This window comes from Enterococcus sp. GPZ-007 (genome assembly GCF_059374735.1).
This window is the reverse complement of the sequence record NZ_JCAFYN010000023.1, coordinates 41,998-61,453: the sequence shown is the minus strand read 5'-3', so window position 1 is coordinate 61,453 and position 19,456 is coordinate 41,998. Positions and strand designations below refer to the sequence as shown.

Annotated in this window: 19 protein-coding genes; 13 read left to right on the top strand and 6 right to left on the bottom strand. The window is 41.4% G+C overall.

The genetic code is table 11. The annotated features are described in order from the left end of the window. Window positions 1-20 precede the first annotated feature (20 nt). On the bottom strand, window positions 21-914 hold the full coding sequence (ypfJ, locus tag AC4J95_RS12770) for a KPN_02809 family neutral zinc metallopeptidase (RefSeq protein WP_494550220.1): 894 nt from the start codon (window positions 912-914) through the stop codon (window positions 21-23). A 445-nt stretch (window positions 915-1,359) separates the two neighbouring features. Here ypfJ and AC4J95_RS12765 point away from each other — a divergent pair, with 445 nt between their 5' ends. Beyond that, window positions 1,360-2,706 (top strand): CHAP domain-containing protein, encoded by a 1,347-nt coding sequence (locus AC4J95_RS12765; protein WP_494550219.1) that lies wholly within the window; start codon window positions 1,360-1,362, stop codon window positions 2,704-2,706. A 53-nt stretch (window positions 2,707-2,759) separates the two neighbouring features. Here AC4J95_RS12765 and dhaL read toward each other — a convergent pair whose 3' ends face one another. From dhaL to AC4J95_RS12745, 4 genes are read right to left on the bottom strand one after another with little or no spacing between them, the layout of a single operon-like run. Continuing rightward, a complete protein-coding gene (gene dhaL / locus AC4J95_RS12760; protein WP_494550218.1) occupies window positions 2,760-3,356 on the bottom strand; it encodes a dihydroxyacetone kinase subunit DhaL in 597 nt (198 codons plus the stop codon). A 29-nt stretch (window positions 3,357-3,385) separates the two neighbouring features. Then, entirely contained in the window at window positions 3,386-4,369 is a 984-nt protein-coding gene (gene dhaK / locus AC4J95_RS12755) for a dihydroxyacetone kinase subunit DhaK (protein WP_494550217.1), read from the bottom strand. A gap of 1 nt (window position 4,370) precedes the next feature. Then, a complete protein-coding gene (gene dhaM, locus AC4J95_RS12750; RefSeq protein ID WP_494550216.1) occupies window positions 4,371-4,769 on the bottom strand; it encodes a dihydroxyacetone kinase phosphoryl donor subunit DhaM in 399 nt (132 codons plus the stop codon). A gap of 46 nt (window positions 4,770-4,815) precedes the next feature. Next, entirely contained in the window at window positions 4,816-5,952 is a 1,137-nt protein-coding gene (locus AC4J95_RS12745) for a glycerol dehydrogenase (protein ID WP_494550215.1), read from the bottom strand. 149 nt (window positions 5,953-6,101) lie between these two features. Between AC4J95_RS12745 and AC4J95_RS12740 the strand changes: the two genes are divergently transcribed. The 10 genes from AC4J95_RS12740 (at window position 6,102) to AC4J95_RS12695 (ending at window position 15,421) form a co-directional block, all read left to right on the top strand. Further along, complete coding sequence (locus AC4J95_RS12740; RefSeq protein WP_494550214.1) at window positions 6,102-7,139, top strand: PocR ligand-binding domain-containing protein; 1,038 nt, start codon at window positions 6,102-6,104, stop codon at window positions 7,137-7,139. A gap of 162 nt (window positions 7,140-7,301) precedes the next feature. Further along, window positions 7,302-9,440: an ATP-dependent helicase gene (locus AC4J95_RS12735; RefSeq protein ID WP_494550213.1), complete on the top strand. Its 2,139-nt coding sequence runs from the start codon at window positions 7,302-7,304 to the stop codon at window positions 9,438-9,440. A 25-nt stretch (window positions 9,441-9,465) separates the two neighbouring features. Next, window positions 9,466-9,915: a GNAT family N-acetyltransferase gene (locus AC4J95_RS12730; protein ID WP_494550212.1), complete on the top strand. Its 450-nt coding sequence runs from the start codon at window positions 9,466-9,468 to the stop codon at window positions 9,913-9,915. 15 nt (window positions 9,916-9,930) lie between these two features. Further along, window positions 9,931-10,317, top strand: coding sequence for a C-GCAxxG-C-C family protein (locus AC4J95_RS12725; protein WP_494550211.1), 387 nt, complete (start codon window positions 9,931-9,933; stop codon window positions 10,315-10,317). A 149-nt stretch (window positions 10,318-10,466) separates the two neighbouring features. After that, window positions 10,467-10,892 (top strand): hypothetical protein, encoded by a 426-nt coding sequence (locus tag AC4J95_RS12720; RefSeq protein ID WP_494550210.1) that lies wholly within the window; start codon window positions 10,467-10,469, stop codon window positions 10,890-10,892. 204 nt (window positions 10,893-11,096) lie between these two features. Continuing rightward, window positions 11,097-12,710, top strand: a complete 1,614-nt coding sequence (locus tag AC4J95_RS12715) for an FAD-dependent oxidoreductase (protein ID WP_494550209.1) — start codon at window positions 11,097-11,099, stop codon at window positions 12,708-12,710. 3 nt (window positions 12,711-12,713) lie between these two features. Then, window positions 12,714-13,058, top strand: coding sequence for a hypothetical protein (locus tag AC4J95_RS12710; protein ID WP_494550208.1), 345 nt, complete (start codon window positions 12,714-12,716; stop codon window positions 13,056-13,058). A gap of 71 nt (window positions 13,059-13,129) precedes the next feature. Beyond that, window positions 13,130-13,639 carry a DinB family protein gene (locus AC4J95_RS12705; protein ID WP_494550207.1) on the top strand — a complete coding sequence of 170 codons (510 nt, stop codon included), beginning with the start codon at window positions 13,130-13,132 and terminating at the stop codon, window positions 13,637-13,639. A 121-nt stretch (window positions 13,640-13,760) separates the two neighbouring features. Then, window positions 13,761-14,336, top strand: a complete 576-nt coding sequence (locus tag AC4J95_RS12700; RefSeq protein WP_494550206.1) for a TetR/AcrR family transcriptional regulator — start codon at window positions 13,761-13,763, stop codon at window positions 14,334-14,336. 80 nt (window positions 14,337-14,416) lie between these two features. Then, on the top strand, window positions 14,417-15,421 hold the full coding sequence (locus AC4J95_RS12695; protein ID WP_494550205.1) for an NADP-dependent oxidoreductase: 1,005 nt from the start codon (window positions 14,417-14,419) through the stop codon (window positions 15,419-15,421). A gap of 223 nt (window positions 15,422-15,644) precedes the next feature. On the opposite strand, the gene AC4J95_RS12690 is transcribed toward AC4J95_RS12695, so the two are convergent. Then, complete coding sequence (locus AC4J95_RS12690) at window positions 15,645-16,619, bottom strand: aldose epimerase family protein (protein ID WP_494550204.1); 975 nt, start codon at window positions 16,617-16,619, stop codon at window positions 15,645-15,647. Between the two features lie 119 nt (window positions 16,620-16,738). Here AC4J95_RS12690 and AC4J95_RS12685 point away from each other — a divergent pair, with 119 nt between their 5' ends. Next, window positions 16,739-18,148 carry an FAD-dependent oxidoreductase gene (locus tag AC4J95_RS12685; RefSeq protein WP_494550203.1) on the top strand — a complete coding sequence of 470 codons (1,410 nt, stop codon included), beginning with the start codon at window positions 16,739-16,741 and terminating at the stop codon, window positions 18,146-18,148. Between the two features lie 10 nt (window positions 18,149-18,158). Beyond that, window positions 18,159-19,439 (top strand): transporter permease, encoded by a 1,281-nt coding sequence (locus tag AC4J95_RS12680; RefSeq protein WP_438786140.1) that lies wholly within the window; start codon window positions 18,159-18,161, stop codon window positions 19,437-19,439. Window positions 19,440-19,456 lie beyond the last annotated feature (17 nt).

Genomic DNA, 19,456 nt, shown 5'->3' with positions numbered 1-19,456 from the left:
ATGAGAGGGTCTCTTTTTTGTTATGCAGCTGTTGATAGATTTAAGTCCTTTTCATTAAAGGTGTCGCCATGATCCAGGTCACCATATTTATACCCGCGTTTGAACCAATTGATCCGTTGTTGGCTCGTTCCATGAGTAAAGCTGTCGGGAACCACATAGCCTTGGTACTCTTTTTGCAGCGTGTCGTCACCGATGGCATTAGCTGCAGTGATCGCCTCATCAATGTCGCCTTCCTCTAAAATTGGCTGTCCCTGATAGGTTTCACCGGCTAGGTATTTAGAGAAGCAACCAGCTAAATAATCAGCCTGTAATTCCAAGCGAACGCTGTATTTGTTGTATTCCGTTTCGGACACCCGTTTGCGAATTTTATCTAACTGAGCAGAGATACCTAGCTCGTTTTGAACATGGTGTCCAACTTCATGAGCGATCACATAAGCCATCGCATAATCACCAGTCGCGCCATATTTACTCGATAAATCATCCGCAAAGCTCAAATCTAAATAGACATTTTGATCTGCTGGACAATAAAACGGCCCAACTTGCGAGCTGGCCTGTCCGCAGGCAGAATTGACGCTATCAGTAAATAGGACAAGCTTAGGATTTTGATAAGCTTGATTAAGCTGCTCAAATTCACCATTCCAATAATCTTCTAGGTGAGCAAAAACAACAGCCGCAAACTCTTTTTGATCGGTATATTCCTTTGACGAAACATTTTCTGTCTCATAGGTTGCTGGTGTAATTCCGCCACCTAAAGTATCAGTGACTGTACCTAAGTCGCCACCTGAGATAAAGAAAACAATGATTGCAATCAAGAATACGCCCATTCCCCCGCCGGTGGCTATTTTTCCAACTGGGCGTCCACTGCCTGAGCGATCCTCCACATTTGAACTTTGTCGATCCCCTCGCCAACGCATAACAAATCCCCCTTTTTTCTGTTACTTTTATTTTATGCGAAAAGCGGAATAGAGCCAAAGAATTAAGCCTGATGCTTCCTGAAATCCGAATCTGCTCCCCTTGTAAAATCATCCGGTTATTTGATGAACGCGATAAGGAATATTATTTCAAAAAAAATATCCAGTAAATAATTGATCAATTTCAAATTTATGTTTGAATTTATTTTCACTTTTTTTAGCTCAAATAAATAATTTGGGTTAAACGTGAGGGAATTTACTTGTTTTTAAAACACGCTAAAATGGCGTTATAACAGGGTTTTACAAGTGAATTCAATAACTTAAAAAATAATATTGAAATGTATTTGTAACATTTCTTTTATATGCGTGATATATCACTATGTTAGAATTACTTCTGACATTATGCGATCTATCAATTAAATCTACATAATAGCCGGAGGAATAATTAGTGAAAAAGAGTATATTATCAGCATTGTTGGTATGCACCATCGCTGTATCAGCTTTACCAAGTATTGCATTAGCAGATAATTATGATCAACAAATTCAGGAAAAAGACCAAAAGATTAGTGATTTACAAGGAAAACAATCTAGCGTTCAATCACAAATAGACGAATTAACAAGTGAAATTGCGACAGTTAGCGGACAAGTCAAAGACTTAGAAGCAAAACAAGATAAATTGAACAAAGATACAATGAAATTACAAGAAAAAATCGCTACTTTAAAAGTACGCATCGCAAAACGTAATGAAACAATCAAAAACCAAGCCCGTGATACACAGGTTCAAGGTCAAGCGACTAGTTATGTTTCAGCTGTTTTAGAAGCTGATTCATTATCAGATGTCATCGGTCGTGTTCAAGCAATGTCTACTATTGTTAAAGCAAACAAATCTTTGATGGAACAGCAAAAAGCCGATGAAAAAGCGGTAGAAGTGAAAGTCAAAGACAATGAAGCAAAGGTTGCTGAAGTAGAAGCAAACCAAAAAGAATTAGAAGCACAAAAAAATGAGATTGCGAACAAACAAGCTGAATTGAATGTTGTCAAAGCAAACTATGCTGCAGAACAAGCGACAGCTGAACAAGACAAAGCTAAGCTGAAGAAAGAGCAAGAAGCAGCGAAAGCTGAACAAGCGCGCATCTTGAAAGAACAAGAAGCAGCAGCGAAAGCTCAAAAAGCTGAACAAGCACGTCAAGCCAAAGAAGCAGCGAAAGCTCAAAAAGCCTTCGAAGATTCTCAAGCTAAAGCAGCGAAGGAACAAGAAGAACAAGCCAAAGCAGCAGCTGAAAGTTCAACTTCATCTTCTACTGAAGCATCATCAAGTGCCAGTGAAGAAAGTTCAACTTCTTCATCAACAACTGAAACATCAAGTACTACTGATGATACTAAGACACCAGAACCGACGCCAGCACCTGCAACTTCAACAGGCGGCAACAAAGTAGATCACACTGGTTCAGGCAACGCCTATGCAGTTGGTCAATGTACTTGGTATGTAAAACAAGTTGCACCTTGGGCTGGAACTTATTGGGGTAACGGCTGTCAATGGGGCGCTTCAGCAGCAGCTGATGGCTTCCAAGTAGACGGTACACCAGCAGCAGGAGCAATCGTAAGCTTTGCACAAGGTCAATCAGTAGGAACATGGAATGCGGATCCTTCATATGGACACGTTGCTTATGTTCAATCATACAATGCTGCAGATAATACAATCACTATTACTCAAGGCGGTATGGGCTTCCCATCACCAACTGGACCAAACACTGCGACATTAAGCGCAGCTGGCTTAACTTATATCCATCCATAAGAATAAAGTAAAAGAGTTTTCCGAATTCGGAAAACTCTTTTTTGTCTGTTGATTTATAAGTAAGGCAATAATTCTTGGAAAAGCAGCGCGCTGGAGGCTGCTCCAGGATCGATATGGCCGAGTGAGCGTTCGCCTAAATAAGAAGCGCGTCCTTTTTTGGCGACCATTTCTTTGGTATTTTCCCTCGCTGCTTCGATACCAGCTTTGGTTAAGTCAGAATTTTTAAGGTCTTGAACGACGGTGTGCCACACATCAACCATTGTTTTATCTCCGGGAGTTGCTTTTCCTCGAGCTTGAATCCCGGCTAAACCTGTTTCTAATAATTCTCCTAATTGCTTTTGACTAGTGATTTCTGTTACGTCCTTCGTTGCTTTCGTCAAGTTCATGAAAGCTGAGCCGTATAATGGACCAGAAGCGCCACCGACTTTTGATATCAAAGCCATAGAAAGAACTTTGAAGGTGTCGCTAATGGTTGTAGGTTGCTTTGCTTCAAAAGCAATCGTATATTCACTCATTCCGCGATTCATATTATTTCCGTGATCGCCGTCACCAATCGGGGTATCTAGCTCACTTAAATAGTCTTTGTTTGCTTCGATCGTTCGACCGAAAGCGGATAGCCATTCTTGAATTTCTTTTACTGTTAGATTCATTTTTCTTACTCCTTTAGTGATTACTCTTTTTACCAAGAGATTGTAGCTACTTCTGCATCTAAAGCCTGTTGCCAATTCGAATCAGACAGATCAATGAATGTTAAGGAAAGTCCTTGCATATCGATTGAAGTCATATAATTGCCAACTTTATGGAAAGAAACGTGAATGTCTTCTTCTAGCAATAAGTTTAAGACATCATTGATAAAAACGAACTGCTCCATCAGAGGGGTTCCGCCCATGCCGTTGACTAAGACACCAATTTCTTTTGGCTTCTGATCGTAAGCGGCAATCAATTTACCAACCAATTCTTGGGCTAATGCCTTAGAGGGCTGCAATTTTTCTCGACGATAGCCGGGTTCTCCATGAATCCCTACACCAAATTCGATCTCATCCTCCGCAAGCGAAAAGCCAGGTTTGCCGACTTCGGGAACCGTTGCCGCTTTTAAGGCGACTCCGATTGTTTTTGTAGCGGCAACGACACGGTCGCCTAGCTCTTTCAGCTCAGTTAACGTGGCGCCATTTTTAGCCGCGTCCCCAAGAATCTTGTGGACCAATACAGTGCCAGCGACTCCACGTTTACCAGCAGTGTAGGTACTGTCCTCGACTGCGATATCATCGTCAACCACAACCATTTCGACAGGAATATCGTTCATCTCAGCTAAATCTTTAGCCATTTCGAAATTCAAAATATCACCGGTATAGTTTTTGACAATTAAGAGTACACCTTGACCTTGGTTGGCATCATTGATCGCTATTTCTATTTGATCTGGCGTTGGGGAGGTAAAGACATCGCCTAAAACAGCGGCGCTAAGCATCCCTTTGCCAACAAATCCGGCGTGAGCAGGTTCATGTCCGCTACCGCCGCCTGATACAAGCCCGACTTGATTCGTCTTGTCATTTTTCGCGATGACTCGAGAGTCGGAAACACGGTGAACAAGAGTGGTATAACTTTTGACGATCCCATTCAGCATTTCTTCAATGATGTTTTGTGGTTCGTTGATGATTTTTTTCATGTTAATTCCACCCTTTCTTAGGCGCATTTTTCGCTTCTGCGAGAATATGCTCGAAATCATCAGAGACACTAGCGGTGATCCCAGCCGCGAAGGCACCTTCAACTAGCGGCGCATCGACTAAGATATATTTTGCCTGTTGCTCTTCCTCCAGCATATCAAAGGCGAGCTCGGCACTTAAAACGGCACTGCCAAGATCGGCAAAGACGAAAAATTTATCGACAGAAGGTGCTTCATTGACTGCATCGACGATTTTTGTCGGATCGCTGCCTAATTCGCCTTCAGAGGTTCCGCCCAAGGAAAAAATTTGAAGCGATTCGCTTTGGGCCATTTGTTCGATCATTTCTTTGATACCATCGGTGATTTTTTGACTATGAGAGATTAATAGAATTGCTTTGTTCATCGAATTGCTCCTTCATTTTTGATTAGACTAGCTTCAAAAGCTTGCGTTATACGTGATGTTTTTCTTTGTAAGCTTGACCGATTCGATCGGCCACGATAATGGCGTTAGCAACGTCTTCTTCAATGATCGGGAATGGCATTGAGTGAATGGATTCTTCAGGGATTGAAGCAATTTTAGCGACTTCTAGCGCTTCTTCAAAGGTGATAGACTCTACACCAAGATCGGCTAAGGTAAGCGGCAATCCGATTGCTGCCATAAAGTCCATAACAGCTGTAACTTCAGCAGTGTCCGCATCTTCTAAAACAAGCTGTGCCAATGTTGCAAAGGCGACTTTTTCGCCATGAAGATAATGGTGTGTGCCTTCAAGCACAGTCATACCATTGTGGATCGCATGAGCAGCTGCCAGGCCGCCGCTTTCAAAGCCTAAACCTGAAAGTAAAATATTGGTTTCAACGATCTTGTTCAAGGATTCAGTCACTAAGTCCGCATCGCAGGCGATTTTCGCATTCAACCCGTCTTCTTGCAGGTGATCCCAGCAGAGTTTTGCCATAGCTAGTGCTGCGTAGGTGCCGCTAGCTGGAGGAGTGAGTCCTTCGCGAGAGCCCATTGGCAAACTTGCATTTACGCGAGAATAGGAATTGTGGGTCGCCCGTGCTTCAAAGTAAGTCGATAATGCGTCTCCCATACCAGCAACAAGGAAACGAGTAGGTGCTTTGGCGATGACCTTCGTGTCCACCAAAACAACACTTGGGCTTTGTTTGAAATACGCATAATCATCAAAAGAGCCATCGGCATGATACAGTACCGCAGAATGCGATGTTGGGGCGTCTTGAGCCGCAATCGTCGGTACGATGATTAGGCGTTCACCTTCAGCGACCACTTTTGACGCGTCGATCGCTTTTCCGCCACCTAGTCCGATGATACAGTCTGTTTGTTTTTCTTTAGCAATTGCTTGTAAGCGTTGGGTTTCTTCCCGGGTCACTTCTCCGTTGAATCCGCCTTCAATAAATGAAACATCAAATTTTTCTGCTGTGACATCCAATTGTTGACGAACCCGTTTCACATCATCGGGGTTAGCGATTAATAAAGCGCTTTTGCCAAAGGTTGAAACAAAATAACCTAAGTTTAGTAATTCGTCTTCTCCTTGAACATATTTCGTTGGTAAAATCAGTGCTTTTCTCATGGATGAATCCTCCTTGGTTTTATTTACAGGCTAATCATAAAGCGTTATCATTAAAAAATCATTGAACTTTGTTACCGCTTTCTTACAGAAATCAATTGAATTATTTTGTAAAATAGAACTATTTTGTGATTCAGCAGGAAAGTTCTATAATGAATGGGAGAGGTGATCGTGTGAATAATGCCCAATTTGATATTGAGCAAGTTTTGGATTTGAATAAATGGGAGGCGGTACAGGAAAGTATCGCACTAGCGACTCACTTGGCGATCATATTAGTGGATTATCGAGGAAAGCCGATTACGCGGCATAGCCAAGTGAAACCTTTTTGCCAGCTAGTGCGTACTCATCCAGAGCTGTCTGTTTATTGTGAGAAATGTGATTCAAGAGGCGGACTTGAAGCAGTGCGCACCGGCCAACCGTTTATTTATCGCTGTCATTTTGACATTGTGGATATGGCGATTCCGATTATGGTGGACAATCGTTATGTTGGCGCAATTATGGCGGGGGAAATACTATTAGAGGACGGGCAAGATGAACTAGAACAGGTATTGCAACTGGAAGACCCGATTTTTTTGGCAACGTTCAAAAAGGATCATCAAGAATTACTTGATCAGTATCCACGTTTTAGTAAAGAGGATTTGCGAAAATCAGCGGAAATGCTGGAAAAAATCAGTGAATACATTGTCAGTGAAGCCATTAAGAAGGATTATCTGATTAAAGCTTATAAGCAGACGCTGCGACTTTCTAAGCGAGAGGAGCCAATCGCAGAGAATCCAATAGATTTGGAGTTCGTACAAAAAGATATCCAGCATTCCAAATTAGAGAATCGTTTACAGGAAGCCACTGGGGTCTATTTAGCAAAAAACACCCTGCTGCAGCCAGCGATTGACCTAGTATTTGAGAATAAAGAGCGGCATATCGATCTGGGCACGTTGGCTACGGTGACGAATGTTTCCCCAAGCTACTTAAGCCGTCTGCTAAAGGAAGAATTTGGCGAACCATTTAGTAAAATCTATGGAAAACTGAAAGTGTATTGGGCAAAGCAATTATTGGAAACGACAAACTGGTCAATCAGTGAAGTCAGCGATGCACTGGGGTATGTCGAGCCGAGTTATTTTGTCCGCAGCTTTAAAAAAATCACTGGGATAACACCGTTAAATTATCGCAAAGACAAGTTGCGATCGCAGTAAGCGAGGGTAGCTTGTCAATTCTGAAAACCAATAATAGTGAAAGGACCGAATAAAGGATGATTCGGTCTTTTTTCCGTCAATCTGGAAGGACTATCAAAGTTCAACAAATTCGGTATAATGGACAAGGACGATTTTATTTACATAGAAGGGAACCATAGATTCATGCTTACTGAGCTTTCAACTTACATAAAATCCGATTTAATCGAAGCAGAAATAGATGATAGAGATACCCTGCAGCAGCTGATTGCACAAAATGGCGGCAATTCTTTTAGTGAGGAGCAGCTGACCGCGATTCGTTTTCCGATGCAGACGCATTTACGGATTATTGCAGGGGCAGGAAGCGGCAAGACCCAGACGATTTGTGCCAAAGCGGCTTATTTAGTGTTGGAAAAATCCATTGATCCGAAAACGATCATGATGTGTACATTTTCCCGCAAAGCGAAATTAGAGATGGAAGCTCGAGTCAATCAATACTTAGGCGGTTATGCGCGGATGAATGTCCAGACCTTCCACGGCTGGTTCAATGGGGAATACAATGATTTGATTCGTCAATTTCCAGCAGCAAAACAGTGGGGAATCGAAGCAACGATCGATGAAGAACAATATTTTCAAACGCTCAATCAATTGATTAAGAAATATCACTTATACACTTTTGATAAATTTGAAGAACGAACGATTGCCTCACGCATCAGTTATTGGCGCAATATGGGGTATTCGGATCAGGAAATGGTCAAGTTTGTTGCGAAGTATTTTGACACGCAGGAATTGATTCCAAATCAAAAGCTGAGTGAGGTTTTTCAGCAGTTTTTAGCCGATTTGGCATTGTTGAAAAGGTGTCAGCAATTTATCAATTTCGATGATATGCTGTTTAATTTGAAGTTGATCTTAGAAAACGATAGTGAGGTCCGTGCGTCGCTGCAGGAAAAATATAGGTATATTTTTATTGATGAATTTCAAGATATCAATCCACTGCAAAAACAAATCATCGCATTAATCTGTCCGCCGGATAAACAAACGCCTCAAAAAAATACCAGCAAGCTGATCATCGTTGGCGATGATGATCAGAGTATTTATTATTTTCGCGGTGCAGAACCAAGGTATATTAAAGAGTTTGAGCAAGAATACCAACAAACTTCCTTGAAATTAATGACCAATTATCGTTCCGATGCTCCAATCGTAGAGGCTGGGAATCGCTTGATTCAATACAACGCTCATGATCGCTTAGAAAAGACAATGATCGCTAGCAAAACCGCCACAAATCATGACTGTTACGGCATCGGCTTTCCTGATGATGAGGAAGAAGCCGCTTGGATTGGAAAGAAAATTCAAACATTGGCGAAAGCTACCCCGATGGAAGATGGCAGTCCAGATTATCGTGACACGATGGTGCTATATCCGACACGAGTGCAATTGCGCTCATTGTTGAAGCAACTGAAGAAGCAAAAGGTACCGTTTGTGACACCGTCTAACGATGATTTATTAGGTATCTTTGGCTTGCCCTTATTCAAAACGCTCTTTCAGCAATTAACCATGCTGGCATCTGCTACTTCAAGTCAGCAAAAAAATGATGCCTTGAAGCAAATTATTCAACAGTACGCTTTTTATCACTTCATCAAATTTGGTGCTAGTGCCAAATTCAGTGAAGTACTATTTAGTAAAAATAAATTTAAAATCAATGATCTGATCGCTTTTCTAGTCAAAGAACGGAATCTTTCACAGGCGTCTCAAGATCAAGCAAAAGAATTCTTTAAACAGATTTATTTGTTTTATCAACGCAGACAGTTAAATCTTGCCGCATTTGCGGACGCATTATTGGCGACACCGAAATTTAAGAAGGACCTGAGTGAAGAAGAAGCGGACTGGTTGAAGAAGGAGCTGACAGCAGCAGGTGATTGGCCAGGACTTTTGAAAGCATACCAGCAAGCCAGTGAGCAAAATCAAGGCATGAAAAAACGATTAAGGGAGTACGATCAGGAAAAACTGAACGCCGTGTATCTGTTATCGATTCATGCCAGCAAGGGTCTGGGCAAGAAAAATATTTTTATCAAAGGCGTCTATCAGGACTCACTGCCAAACCATCATACGGTCAAAAAAGCCGATTGTGATTTGAAAAAGGCCAAAGAAGAAGCGGCGCCACCAACCACAATCGAAGAACAGCGTCGGCTAATGTATGTGGCAATCACTCGAGCAAAAGAAAATTTGTATGTGACTTATCCCAAAATGGTCAACAATAAGGCTATCGATATCTCCCCTTTTTTAAAAGAAGCCGGATTGCCTATCAAAGACAGTCCCCAAAAATAGTATAATGAAGAAAAGGAGAGGGCTTATGGATAACTTGAAATTAGAAGTTGGCAATGCCACCCACTTACGAGCGGCGAGCAGCTATATTCGTATGCAGGTTTTTGTTTTAGAACGTTCCTTGGCATTGGCTGATGAATTTGACCAAAACGATACACCGGATACTATCTATGGTGTCCTTTTTGATGGAGCAGTTCCAGTTTCTACTGCGCGTTTGTTAAGTGGAGAAGATAAGGTTGCTCGTATCGGACGTGTGGCGACGCTGAAAGAATATCGGGGAAAACAGTTGGGCAGACAAGTAGTTAAGGCCTTGGAAGATGTCGCTGTAAAGCAGCAGGTCAAGCAGCTATTGATTCATGCCGAGCTGACGGCCGCTGGCTTTTATGAAAATCTAGGTTATCTCAAGATTGGCGAGCCTTATGAAGAAGACGGCGTATCTTGTATTACATTAGAAAAAGGATTTAGAGTGAGTAGCTGAAAGGGTGGACGAGTGATGGATCATCAAGAACAAGCAATGACTTATTTTGAAGCTGGTAGAAACTGTTGTCAAGCGGTCGTCGGAGCCTACTGCACTGAACTGGGGATTACTGAAGAGAAGGCAAATGAGCTGGCGGCTGATTATGGCGGCGGGCGTTATCAAGGGCTATGCGGTGCTTTGGCAGGAACCTATATGGTAGCCAATTATCTAAAGGGAACTCCTGAAATGACTGATCCTGCAAAGTGCAAAGACGATGATGCGGGGAAGCTCATGGTTGAAATGACGCAAGATTTTGAACGTGAATGCGACTCCTTGTATTGCATTAAGTTACTTGGAAAAAGGCCCTGTGCTGACTATGTTGCTACGGCTATAGAAATCCTTGAAGAAAATTTAGCTGAATAGACTATGGTTCAGTCATCGTTACGGATGATTGAACCTTTTTTATTCACAAAACGAATGAAACATAGGAAAAAAGGGTTTGTAAAGCCCTAAATGCTATGTTACCATTTTCACTATCTAGTCTCGTAGAATACACAGTTGGCGGAGAGGGAATGCTGAAGATGACTCGTTCGATTATAGAAGAAATCATAGAAAATCTTGTACATCTTTTATTTAAATGGAAGAAGCAAATTGCCCGCATTATAGTAATCACAGCGATTGTTTTGCTTTTGATGTTCATCAACAAGCTGTCTCCCAATAATTCTGCTTGGCTGCAGGGAAATTGGAGAAATCAAACAAACAGCTACTCTTTTACAGCCAAAAATAAAAACTTTACTGATTGGACGGTTAAGCAAAAAGGGAACGTTGTTCTAAAAATCGGTCGTTTAGACGTCAATTCAAGTAAAAAAAGAATGATTGTGACAGATGATCGACACACTATTGAATATCAGGCTTTTAGAACTGGAAGAAAACAGCTGAAGCTCAAAATTGTGAGAAATGGAAAAACAGAGAACGTCTTAAAATTAAAGAAAGAATAACTACTGATCAAACAGCAGACAAAGCTGATTGATCGGTAGTTTTTTTGAGTCTTAGAAAAAAGTGAAAACCAATTCGTATCAGCCGCAAATCTTGAAGAACAATTCTTTGCTGGTCTTTAAAAAAAATAGTACTATCGAAAAAGAATGTCTGTGTCCTCTTTAAAGGACTCATCTATCCATCTGATTTAAAAAGGAGATTTTGCTATGAAAGTTGTCGTTATCGGCGGAGTAGCGGGTGGGCCATCCTTTGCTACACGTCTGCGCCGTTTGAATGAAGAACACGAGATCGTGATTTATGAACGCGGAGAGAATATATCCTATGCCAGCTGTGCGCTGCCCTACTATTTAGGCGGAGTCATCGAAGACCTAGATTCTTTAATTGAACGGACACCGGAAATTTTAAAAGTAAAAAACAATATCGATGTGTTGACGAAGCATGAAGTCCAAGCCATCGATCCAGCAAAAAAACAATTGGTCGTCAAGGACTTAGCAACGGGTGAGGAGACCACGACGAATTATGACAAATTGGTAATCTCAGCGGGGGCACGACCAACGTTGCCGCCAATCAAAGGCGCAGATAAAGCGGAAAATGGCTATGTCCTACGCAGTGTCACGGATGCAGCCGATATCAAAACCTACATGGATGCTCATGAGCCTAAGAATATTTTAGTTTTAGGCGCGGGCGTCATGGGCTTGGAATTAGCGGAAAACTTTAAACATCGGGGAATGGATGTTACCTTAGTAGATCAATTGCCGCAAGTGGCCTTTCCTTATGATGAAGAAATTGCCGACTTGATTTACGACAAATTAATCGAAAATGGATTGCATGTCCATTTGAGTACACGTGTAGAAGAAATCCGCCAAACAGGAAAAGAAGTTGTATTATCTGATGGAACAAGTCTTAACCCAGATTTGATCTTATTCGCGACTGGCGTAGCACCGAATAATGAAGTGGCAAAAACTGCGGGTATTGAATTGTCCGATGATGGTCAGACCATTGTCAACGATCAGTTGGAAACAAATGTACCAGATATTTATGCGATCGGAGATATTATCAAAACAACGAGTGCAGTAACAGGGTTAGCAACTTCCAGCATGTTATCTAGCGCGGCCAATCGTCAGGGACATATGCTGGCGGACATGATCAATGGGACACCAATGAGTTATCGCGGCTATATCGGTGCGGGTGTAGCGAAGATCTTTGATTATACGGCAAGCTATGCAGGAATGACCGAACATGCGTTGAAGGCTGCGGGAATAACCAACTATAAATCAATTTTTGTAACGCCTTTTGATCATGCTTATTTCTATCCAGGCGCAACTCGCTTAAACTTGAAAATTATTTTTGATGCCACCAGCGGTAAAATCTTAGGTGGTCAAGCTGTCGGAGAAAAAGGAGTTGATAAACGAATGGGTGAATTGTCTGTGGCAATCACTGGCAATCTAACTGTGTTCGATTTACCTGATTTGGAGTTGCCTTACTCACCTCCTTATTCAACCACACGTGACCCATTGAATATTGCTGGGTATGTAGCGATCAATCAAATGACCAACGTTGTGGAAACCATCAAAGCTACAGATATTCCAGCAGAAGATTTAGCAACTGCCTTTTTCTTGGATATCCGTGAACCGGATAAGGCAAAATCCGGCAGTATTGAAGCAACAAAGAATATTCCTATGAATGAGCTGCGTGATCGGATCAACGAGATTCCAAGAGATCGCAAAGTGTATATTACGTTTAGAAAAGGCTTGAACACCTATACTTCTGCTCGTATCTTAGCAGGGTTTGGCATTCCGGCGATTTTAATCGAGGAGTAAATCATGAGCGAATTTAAACAAGTATTTGACTCAGCTCAACAGTTTTTGATTCTGCAGGCGTATATTGATTCACAACTTTCCGAAGAGGAATTGATGAGCTTTACCCTGGTCGAAGCGGCTGATGAAACGCCAGTTGTTTTCTATCAAAAAGGGTTGATGGTCATCCATCCGAAACTTGATTTGGATCAATTTACCCATGAGTTTTTTCCGCACGAGATGATTGACCTGCAGTCTGAAAATAAGCAGGTGATCGTGAAGCTGTCGAATCAAGAGCTTCAAATTCCTTTTAAAACTGTTGAAGAAACTGAACAGTTCGTCAAGGATATTGAGTATTTATTCGCATTATAGGATTCGGATAGTTGCTCATCGAAACGCCTCGTAGTAAAGTGAAAGTAGAGAATGAATGAGGAGGATTCAAGATGAAGAACACGGAATTCGCGATGGAAATGCTGGATCGTGCGCAGGAACGTTTTGTGGATACCTTTGATCAGATGACAACCGAAGAAGCGAATAAAATGCCGGCTCCTTTGATCAAATCGGTGGTTTGGTTGATGTGGCATACAGCCCGGGAATTGGATATGCAGATTTCTGATCTAAATGGCACGGAATTTTTATGGACAAGTGCTGGCTGGTCAGAAAAATTTGCTTTGGATTTGCCCGACGATACACCGGATTATCGACATACGCCTGAAGAAGCAGCGAAAGTAGTCGTATCCGATCGACAATTAGTTCTAGATTATTTATCTGCCAGTATCGACTTTACCAAGGAATACTTGAAAAACGTCGAAGAAGCGAGTCTGAATGATGTGATCGATACGAATTGGGATCCACCAGTCACCCGCCAAGTGAGGATTGTATCTGCGATTGATGATGCTGTGATGCATTCGGGACAAGCAGTGTATACTAGAAGAATGGTAATCGGAAAATAAGTTTAATATGAAGCAGATCTTTCGTATAGAGAGATCTGCTTTTTTCATTCGTATCGGTTTACAAAGAATGCAACATCGGTTAATATTAGAACGATCATTCTTGAAAGTGAGGAGGGAGACTATGGCGCGAGCCAAAGAATTTGATGAGCAAGTCGTTTTGATGAAAGCGATGAACTTATTTTGGGAACAAGGCTATGAAAGGACCTCGATGCAGGAACTAGTCGATCGGATGGGCATTCATCGCCGGAGTATCTATGACACATTCGGTGACAAGCATCAGCTATTTTTAAAAAGCCTTGATTTGTACGAAGACAATTTAGCTAAACGAATCACGCAGCGAGTTTCTTCGGATGAATCCGTTCAAGGGCAGCTTCGCCGTTTGCTCTCGATCACACTAGAACGGGATGAGGATCAGCCTGCTGGATGCTTGATCGTAAACACAGCCTCTGAGTTGGCCTTGATCGATGAAGAGGTTAGTCAAAAAATCAATGAGATATTTAGCAGAAGTGAGAACTACATCTACAACTTATTAGTTGAAGGACAGCAAAAGGGTGAAATACCCGAAACATTGACGCTAAAAAATGCTGCTCATTACTTACATACCGTGTGGCTCGGAGTACGTGTGGATGCGAAAGTTACCACTGATCCAGCAAAGATTTATCAATCGATTGATCTGGCGTTAAGTATTATCAATTAGTTATCGTTTGTCTTGGCAAATCGCTGAGACAACTATTTTTATATTAATTAGAACGTTCATTCTAAAAAAGGAGAGTTATCATGAAAGCAGTCCAAATTGAGAAGTATACGAAAGATTTACAGACAATGGTGAAGGAGATTCCAGTACCAACGATTACTGACGATCAAGTCTTAGTAAAGGTGAAGGTAGCGGCGGTAAACCCTCTAGAGTTATTGAATATCACAGGTGCTGTAAAACTAATGCAGGATTATCCGATGCCATTGACTTTAGGAAATGAGTTGACCGGTGTGATCGAAAAAGTTGGAAGAAACGTCACGGATTTTCAAGTCGGCGAAAAAGTCTATAGTCGGTTACCTATCGACAGTATCGGTGCGTTTGCGGAATATGTGGCAGTAGATACCAAAGCAATCGCTCATCTTCCTGAAAATTTAGACTTCACAACTGGAGCTGCCGCCGCTTTGACCGGCTTGACTGCTTATCAAGCGTTGCATGAGGAATTACAGGCAAAGGCTGGACAAACTGTATTTATTCCCGGCGGATCAGGGAGCTTTGGACAAATGGCGATTCCACTGGCTAAGGATCTAGGGCTAACGGTGATCGTGTCAGGCAGTGCCGAAGCAAAGGAGCGGACGCTGGACGCTGGTGCGGATAGATATTTTGACTATAAGACGGAGAACTATTGGGAATTATTAGAACCTGTCGATTTTGTAATAGATACTCTAGGCGAAAAGGAATTCGACCGAGAACTCTCGATTATCAAGCCGGAAGGGAAATTAGTTAGCTTGATCGCTGGTCCAAATAAACAGTTTGAGATTGATAAAGGAATGCCAAAAGCAAAACAATTGCTTTTTGGTTTAGCAGGAAAAAAATTCGATAAAAAAGCCCGAGAAAAAAACGTCGAATACCGGTTTATCTTCGTTCGTTCAGATGGTGAACAATTGAAGGAAATCAGCCGTATTATCGAGAAAAATAATATTATGCCGGCTATTGATCCTACCGGTTTTCGACTAGAGGATGTTGATCAAGCATTACAGTTAGTCGCAAAAGGACATCCAAAAGGAAAAGTGATCCTTCGGGTGGATTAAGTGAATGAGTTAGGAAGCCCCTGCCTACTGCGTTCTGTTAAGGAAAATCATAAGGTAGAATAGTTTTGCTGCTTTCTTCATAATTGATTCAAACCTAATCCCCTGCTCATTAAAAAAATGAGCAGGGGATTTTCATACTCGATAACAGTTTGTAGGTATCACCAGAACAGATCATAATCGCAGGAAGCATTCTATTAAGATCGATTTTCCAAAGTATAATTGGCTAGTTCTGCTCCGCTAAGTGTATATCATTTTTTTCATCTATGATCGAAAAGCTGTAGGTCGTCTTGGAATGATAAGGGTTTGTTGGCCCAAATCCCACCCGCTCCAAATTGTTTGCCGGATATTGCGTTTCAAAGGTTATTCCGCTGTAAACAGGATAGAGTTGAGTATTATGCGAGAAATTTTCTTGTGCAGCATTAAATGTATAAATAACGACACTTGGTAAAGATGTCCTAAAAGTTATCTGACGACCGTTTGTCGGATGTCTCAAAATCCCGGAATAATCCTTATTGAGCTTATACGTGTGATTAATGCCATGGAATGTTGGTAATGAAGACAGGTTGCTCAAGATTTGGAAATCAAAATGTTCTGGAACATTTACAGGATCAGAAGACTGAATCAAGCCGTTTTTTTCATGAAAAATTGAATCGGAATCCAGCTGAAAAAGGTGATTGGTGACAGGTAAGAAAGCTGAACCATTCAAATTAAAATACATATGGTTCGTCGGATTGAGATAAGTTGTAGCTGTAGGACTCACCAAGATTTCCATTGTCAGATTGTAATTCCTGTCAACGACATAAATAACTGAAGCCTTATAGTCTGAGGTTGAGTGACTAAAAGATACAGTAACAGAATCATCGTTTTTTGTAATTGATTGATCCCAAACCACCTTGTCCCAGCCATCAGAACCTCCATGAAAATGAATTGGCGGTCGATTTTTCTCAAGCCCCGTTTCACCAACTTCATATCGACCAGCTAACGGTCCAACGATACTGCCCGCGAATGTTTTGTCGGTCAACCAGGTATCTTTTTGCGGAGCCATTAAAATATTTTCCATATTGTTGCAATTATCTGAAAATAGAATTTCGAAAACTGAAGCACCAAGATTTGAAAAGGTCACTTCTAACACTTTTTTTAGTGAAATTTTGGTAAAAACTACGCTTTTATCAATGTAATCGTAAGATAATTCAAACATCAGATTCCTCCTTTTTGTCAGTATAACTTTATCTGAAAAAAAATTCCATAGGTATTGACAGTTTTTGAAAATGATGTATTATTGTTTTTGCAAACGCAAACAGAAAGGGGTTGCATTTTTTGGATTCAAGTATTTTGAAAGAAAATTATGATGTGGTAGTAGCTGGTGGGGGGATGTCAGGAGCATTTGCCGCGATCGCTGCTGCCAGAAACGGTGCAAAGACATTGATCATTGATCAAAATGGATATTTTGGAGGAACACTTACAGCGAATGGAGTCGGTCCGATGATGACTTATTTCGCTGGAGATAAACAAGTTATTTTAGGATTGGGACAAGAAATGGTTGAACGTCTAGTTGAGCGCGGTTATTCACCCGGGCATGTGCTGGATTCCACAAACTACATTTCTTATGTAACACCATTTTCAGCTGAAGGATTGAAAATTGTTTTGGATGAGATGGTCAGTGAATCGGGCGCGGATGTTTTATTCCACACCTATCTGATTAGTTTGGAAAAAGAAGCTGGTGAGATCAAGAATATTTCGATTGTTAACAAAGATGGTATCAGCCAAATTTCAAGCAAGGTATTTATCGATGCAACGGGCGATGGCGATTTAGCGGTAATGTCAGATGTGCCATTCCAATTAGGTCGAGAAACAGACAATGCGATGCAGCCGATGACGATGAATCTAAAGGTCTATGGTGTTGATACACAAAAACTTCGTGAGGCAGTGTTAAATGATCCAGCGAAATTCCCACGCCTGAACAGGGATTTAGATGTCATGAAAAACACAGAAATTTTATCTTTCGTGGGTTTTGATAATGAGTTTAAAAAAGCCAAAGAAGAAGGTCGGATCAGCATTCCACGAGAAGATATCCTTTTCTTTGAAACCAATGTGCCGGGAGAATTTATCATGAACACGTCACGGATCATCAATGAAAGCGGTGTATCTGCTGAAGGTCTGACTCGGGCAGAAATGATTGGTCGCAAACAATGTGAAGAATTGTATCGCTTCTTGGTTGAATCAGTACCAGGTTTTGAAAACGCAAAAATCGCCTATAGCGGACCAAGTGTTGGTGTTCGTGGAACGAGACAGATCAAAGGCAAGTACACGTTGACAAACCAGGATGTACTAGAAAACAAACCATTTACAACAACTATCGCTCACTCAGGCTACCCAATTGATATCCATAATCCAAAGGGTGAAGGAACTGTTTCTGTACATGCCAATCAAACTGAAGAAGTTGCGCATGAAAAATTCGATAAGTCTGTATTTGACAGCTATTATCGTATCCCTTATGAAATCATGATCACGAATGAAATCAGCAATCTGATTGTAACAGGACGTTGTGTCTCAGCATCTTTTGAAGCGCAAGCAGCGATTCGCACGACACCAACAATGACAGCATTAGGACAAGCGGCCGGAACAGCAGCGGCACTAGCAGCGGCAGATAACAAAGCAACTGGAGAAATCGACATTCAAGCATTACAAAATAAATTGATTGAGCAAAAGAGCTTTATCGAAATCTAGGAGGAAAACAATGGCGACAGTACAATTAGTAGGGATACTCTTAGTATTCTTCATTTTAGTTGGATTGATGATGACAAGAAAGGTACCAACGATTTTGGCCTTGCCAATCATGGCAATCGCGATTTCATTGATTGCAGGGATCACATTGATCTCGAAGGATCCAGAGCAATTTACAATTGTTAAAGATGTTTTAGAAGCCGGCTCGATGCGGATGTCCACAGCGATATCAGGTTTGATCTTTGGATCGTTGTTCGGGAAGGTATTATCTAAAGTTGGTGTCACTGAGACAATTATCAAAAAAGCGGCAGAAATGGCGGGAGACAAAGCCTTACCGATCGCCCTATCATTCTTAGCAGTTTGTTCAGTGATTTTTGCAGCAAGTAATGGACTAGGCATGGTGATCTTAGTTGGAACGATCATTGTTCCAATCATGATCTCAGCGGGTCTTTCACCAATGGTCAGCGGGATTATTTTACTACTGGCAAATGGGATCGGCGTAAACTTCTCAGTTTCGACGTTAGCTGTTTATATCGATGTATTAGGTTTGAAATTAAGCGAAGTTACTTCTTATTCTTGGATGGTCGGACTACCATTGATCATCGTTTCAGTTATTATGGTTGTTTATTATGTTCAATTCAGTGGAAAACGCCGCAAAGCTTGGGCAATGCCGACTAAGCAAGGTCGTAACGGTCAAGTTCGCAGTATCGCTTTGATCTCACCGATTATCCCAGTTGTTCTAGTTTTTGCTTTCCAAGTTCCACTAGTAGCAGCAATTATTGTTGGGATTATCGTAACCTTGATTTTGAGCACACCGAAAAATCCGATTCATGTTGTCAGCAGCGCTTTTGTTGAAGGAATCCAAGAAGTTGCTGGGGCAGCCGGTTTGATGATTGGTATCGGAATGCTGCTGAATGCAGTAATGTCTGCTGAAGTATCGACTATTTTACAACCAGCGATCTCTATGATGATTCCTAAAAATCAATTGATGTTCGTTTTGATTTTTGGACTTCTTTCACCATTGGCAATTTATCGTGGACCATTAAATGTTTGGGGACTAGGAAGTGGGATTATTTCCCTGCTAGTTGCAGGCGGAATGAATCCAATCGCTGCGATGGTCGCATTACGTTTAGACAGCAACGTACAATCTGTTTGTGATCCAACCAACTCCCATAATGTTTGGGTGTCAGATTTTATCAAGACAGATGTCAATGAAGTAATGAAGAAAACCATTGGCTGGGTAGCAGTTTCCACCTTCGTTGGTTTAGTTGTCGCTTCGTTCTTCCTATATTAATAAGAGATTGAAGGTAA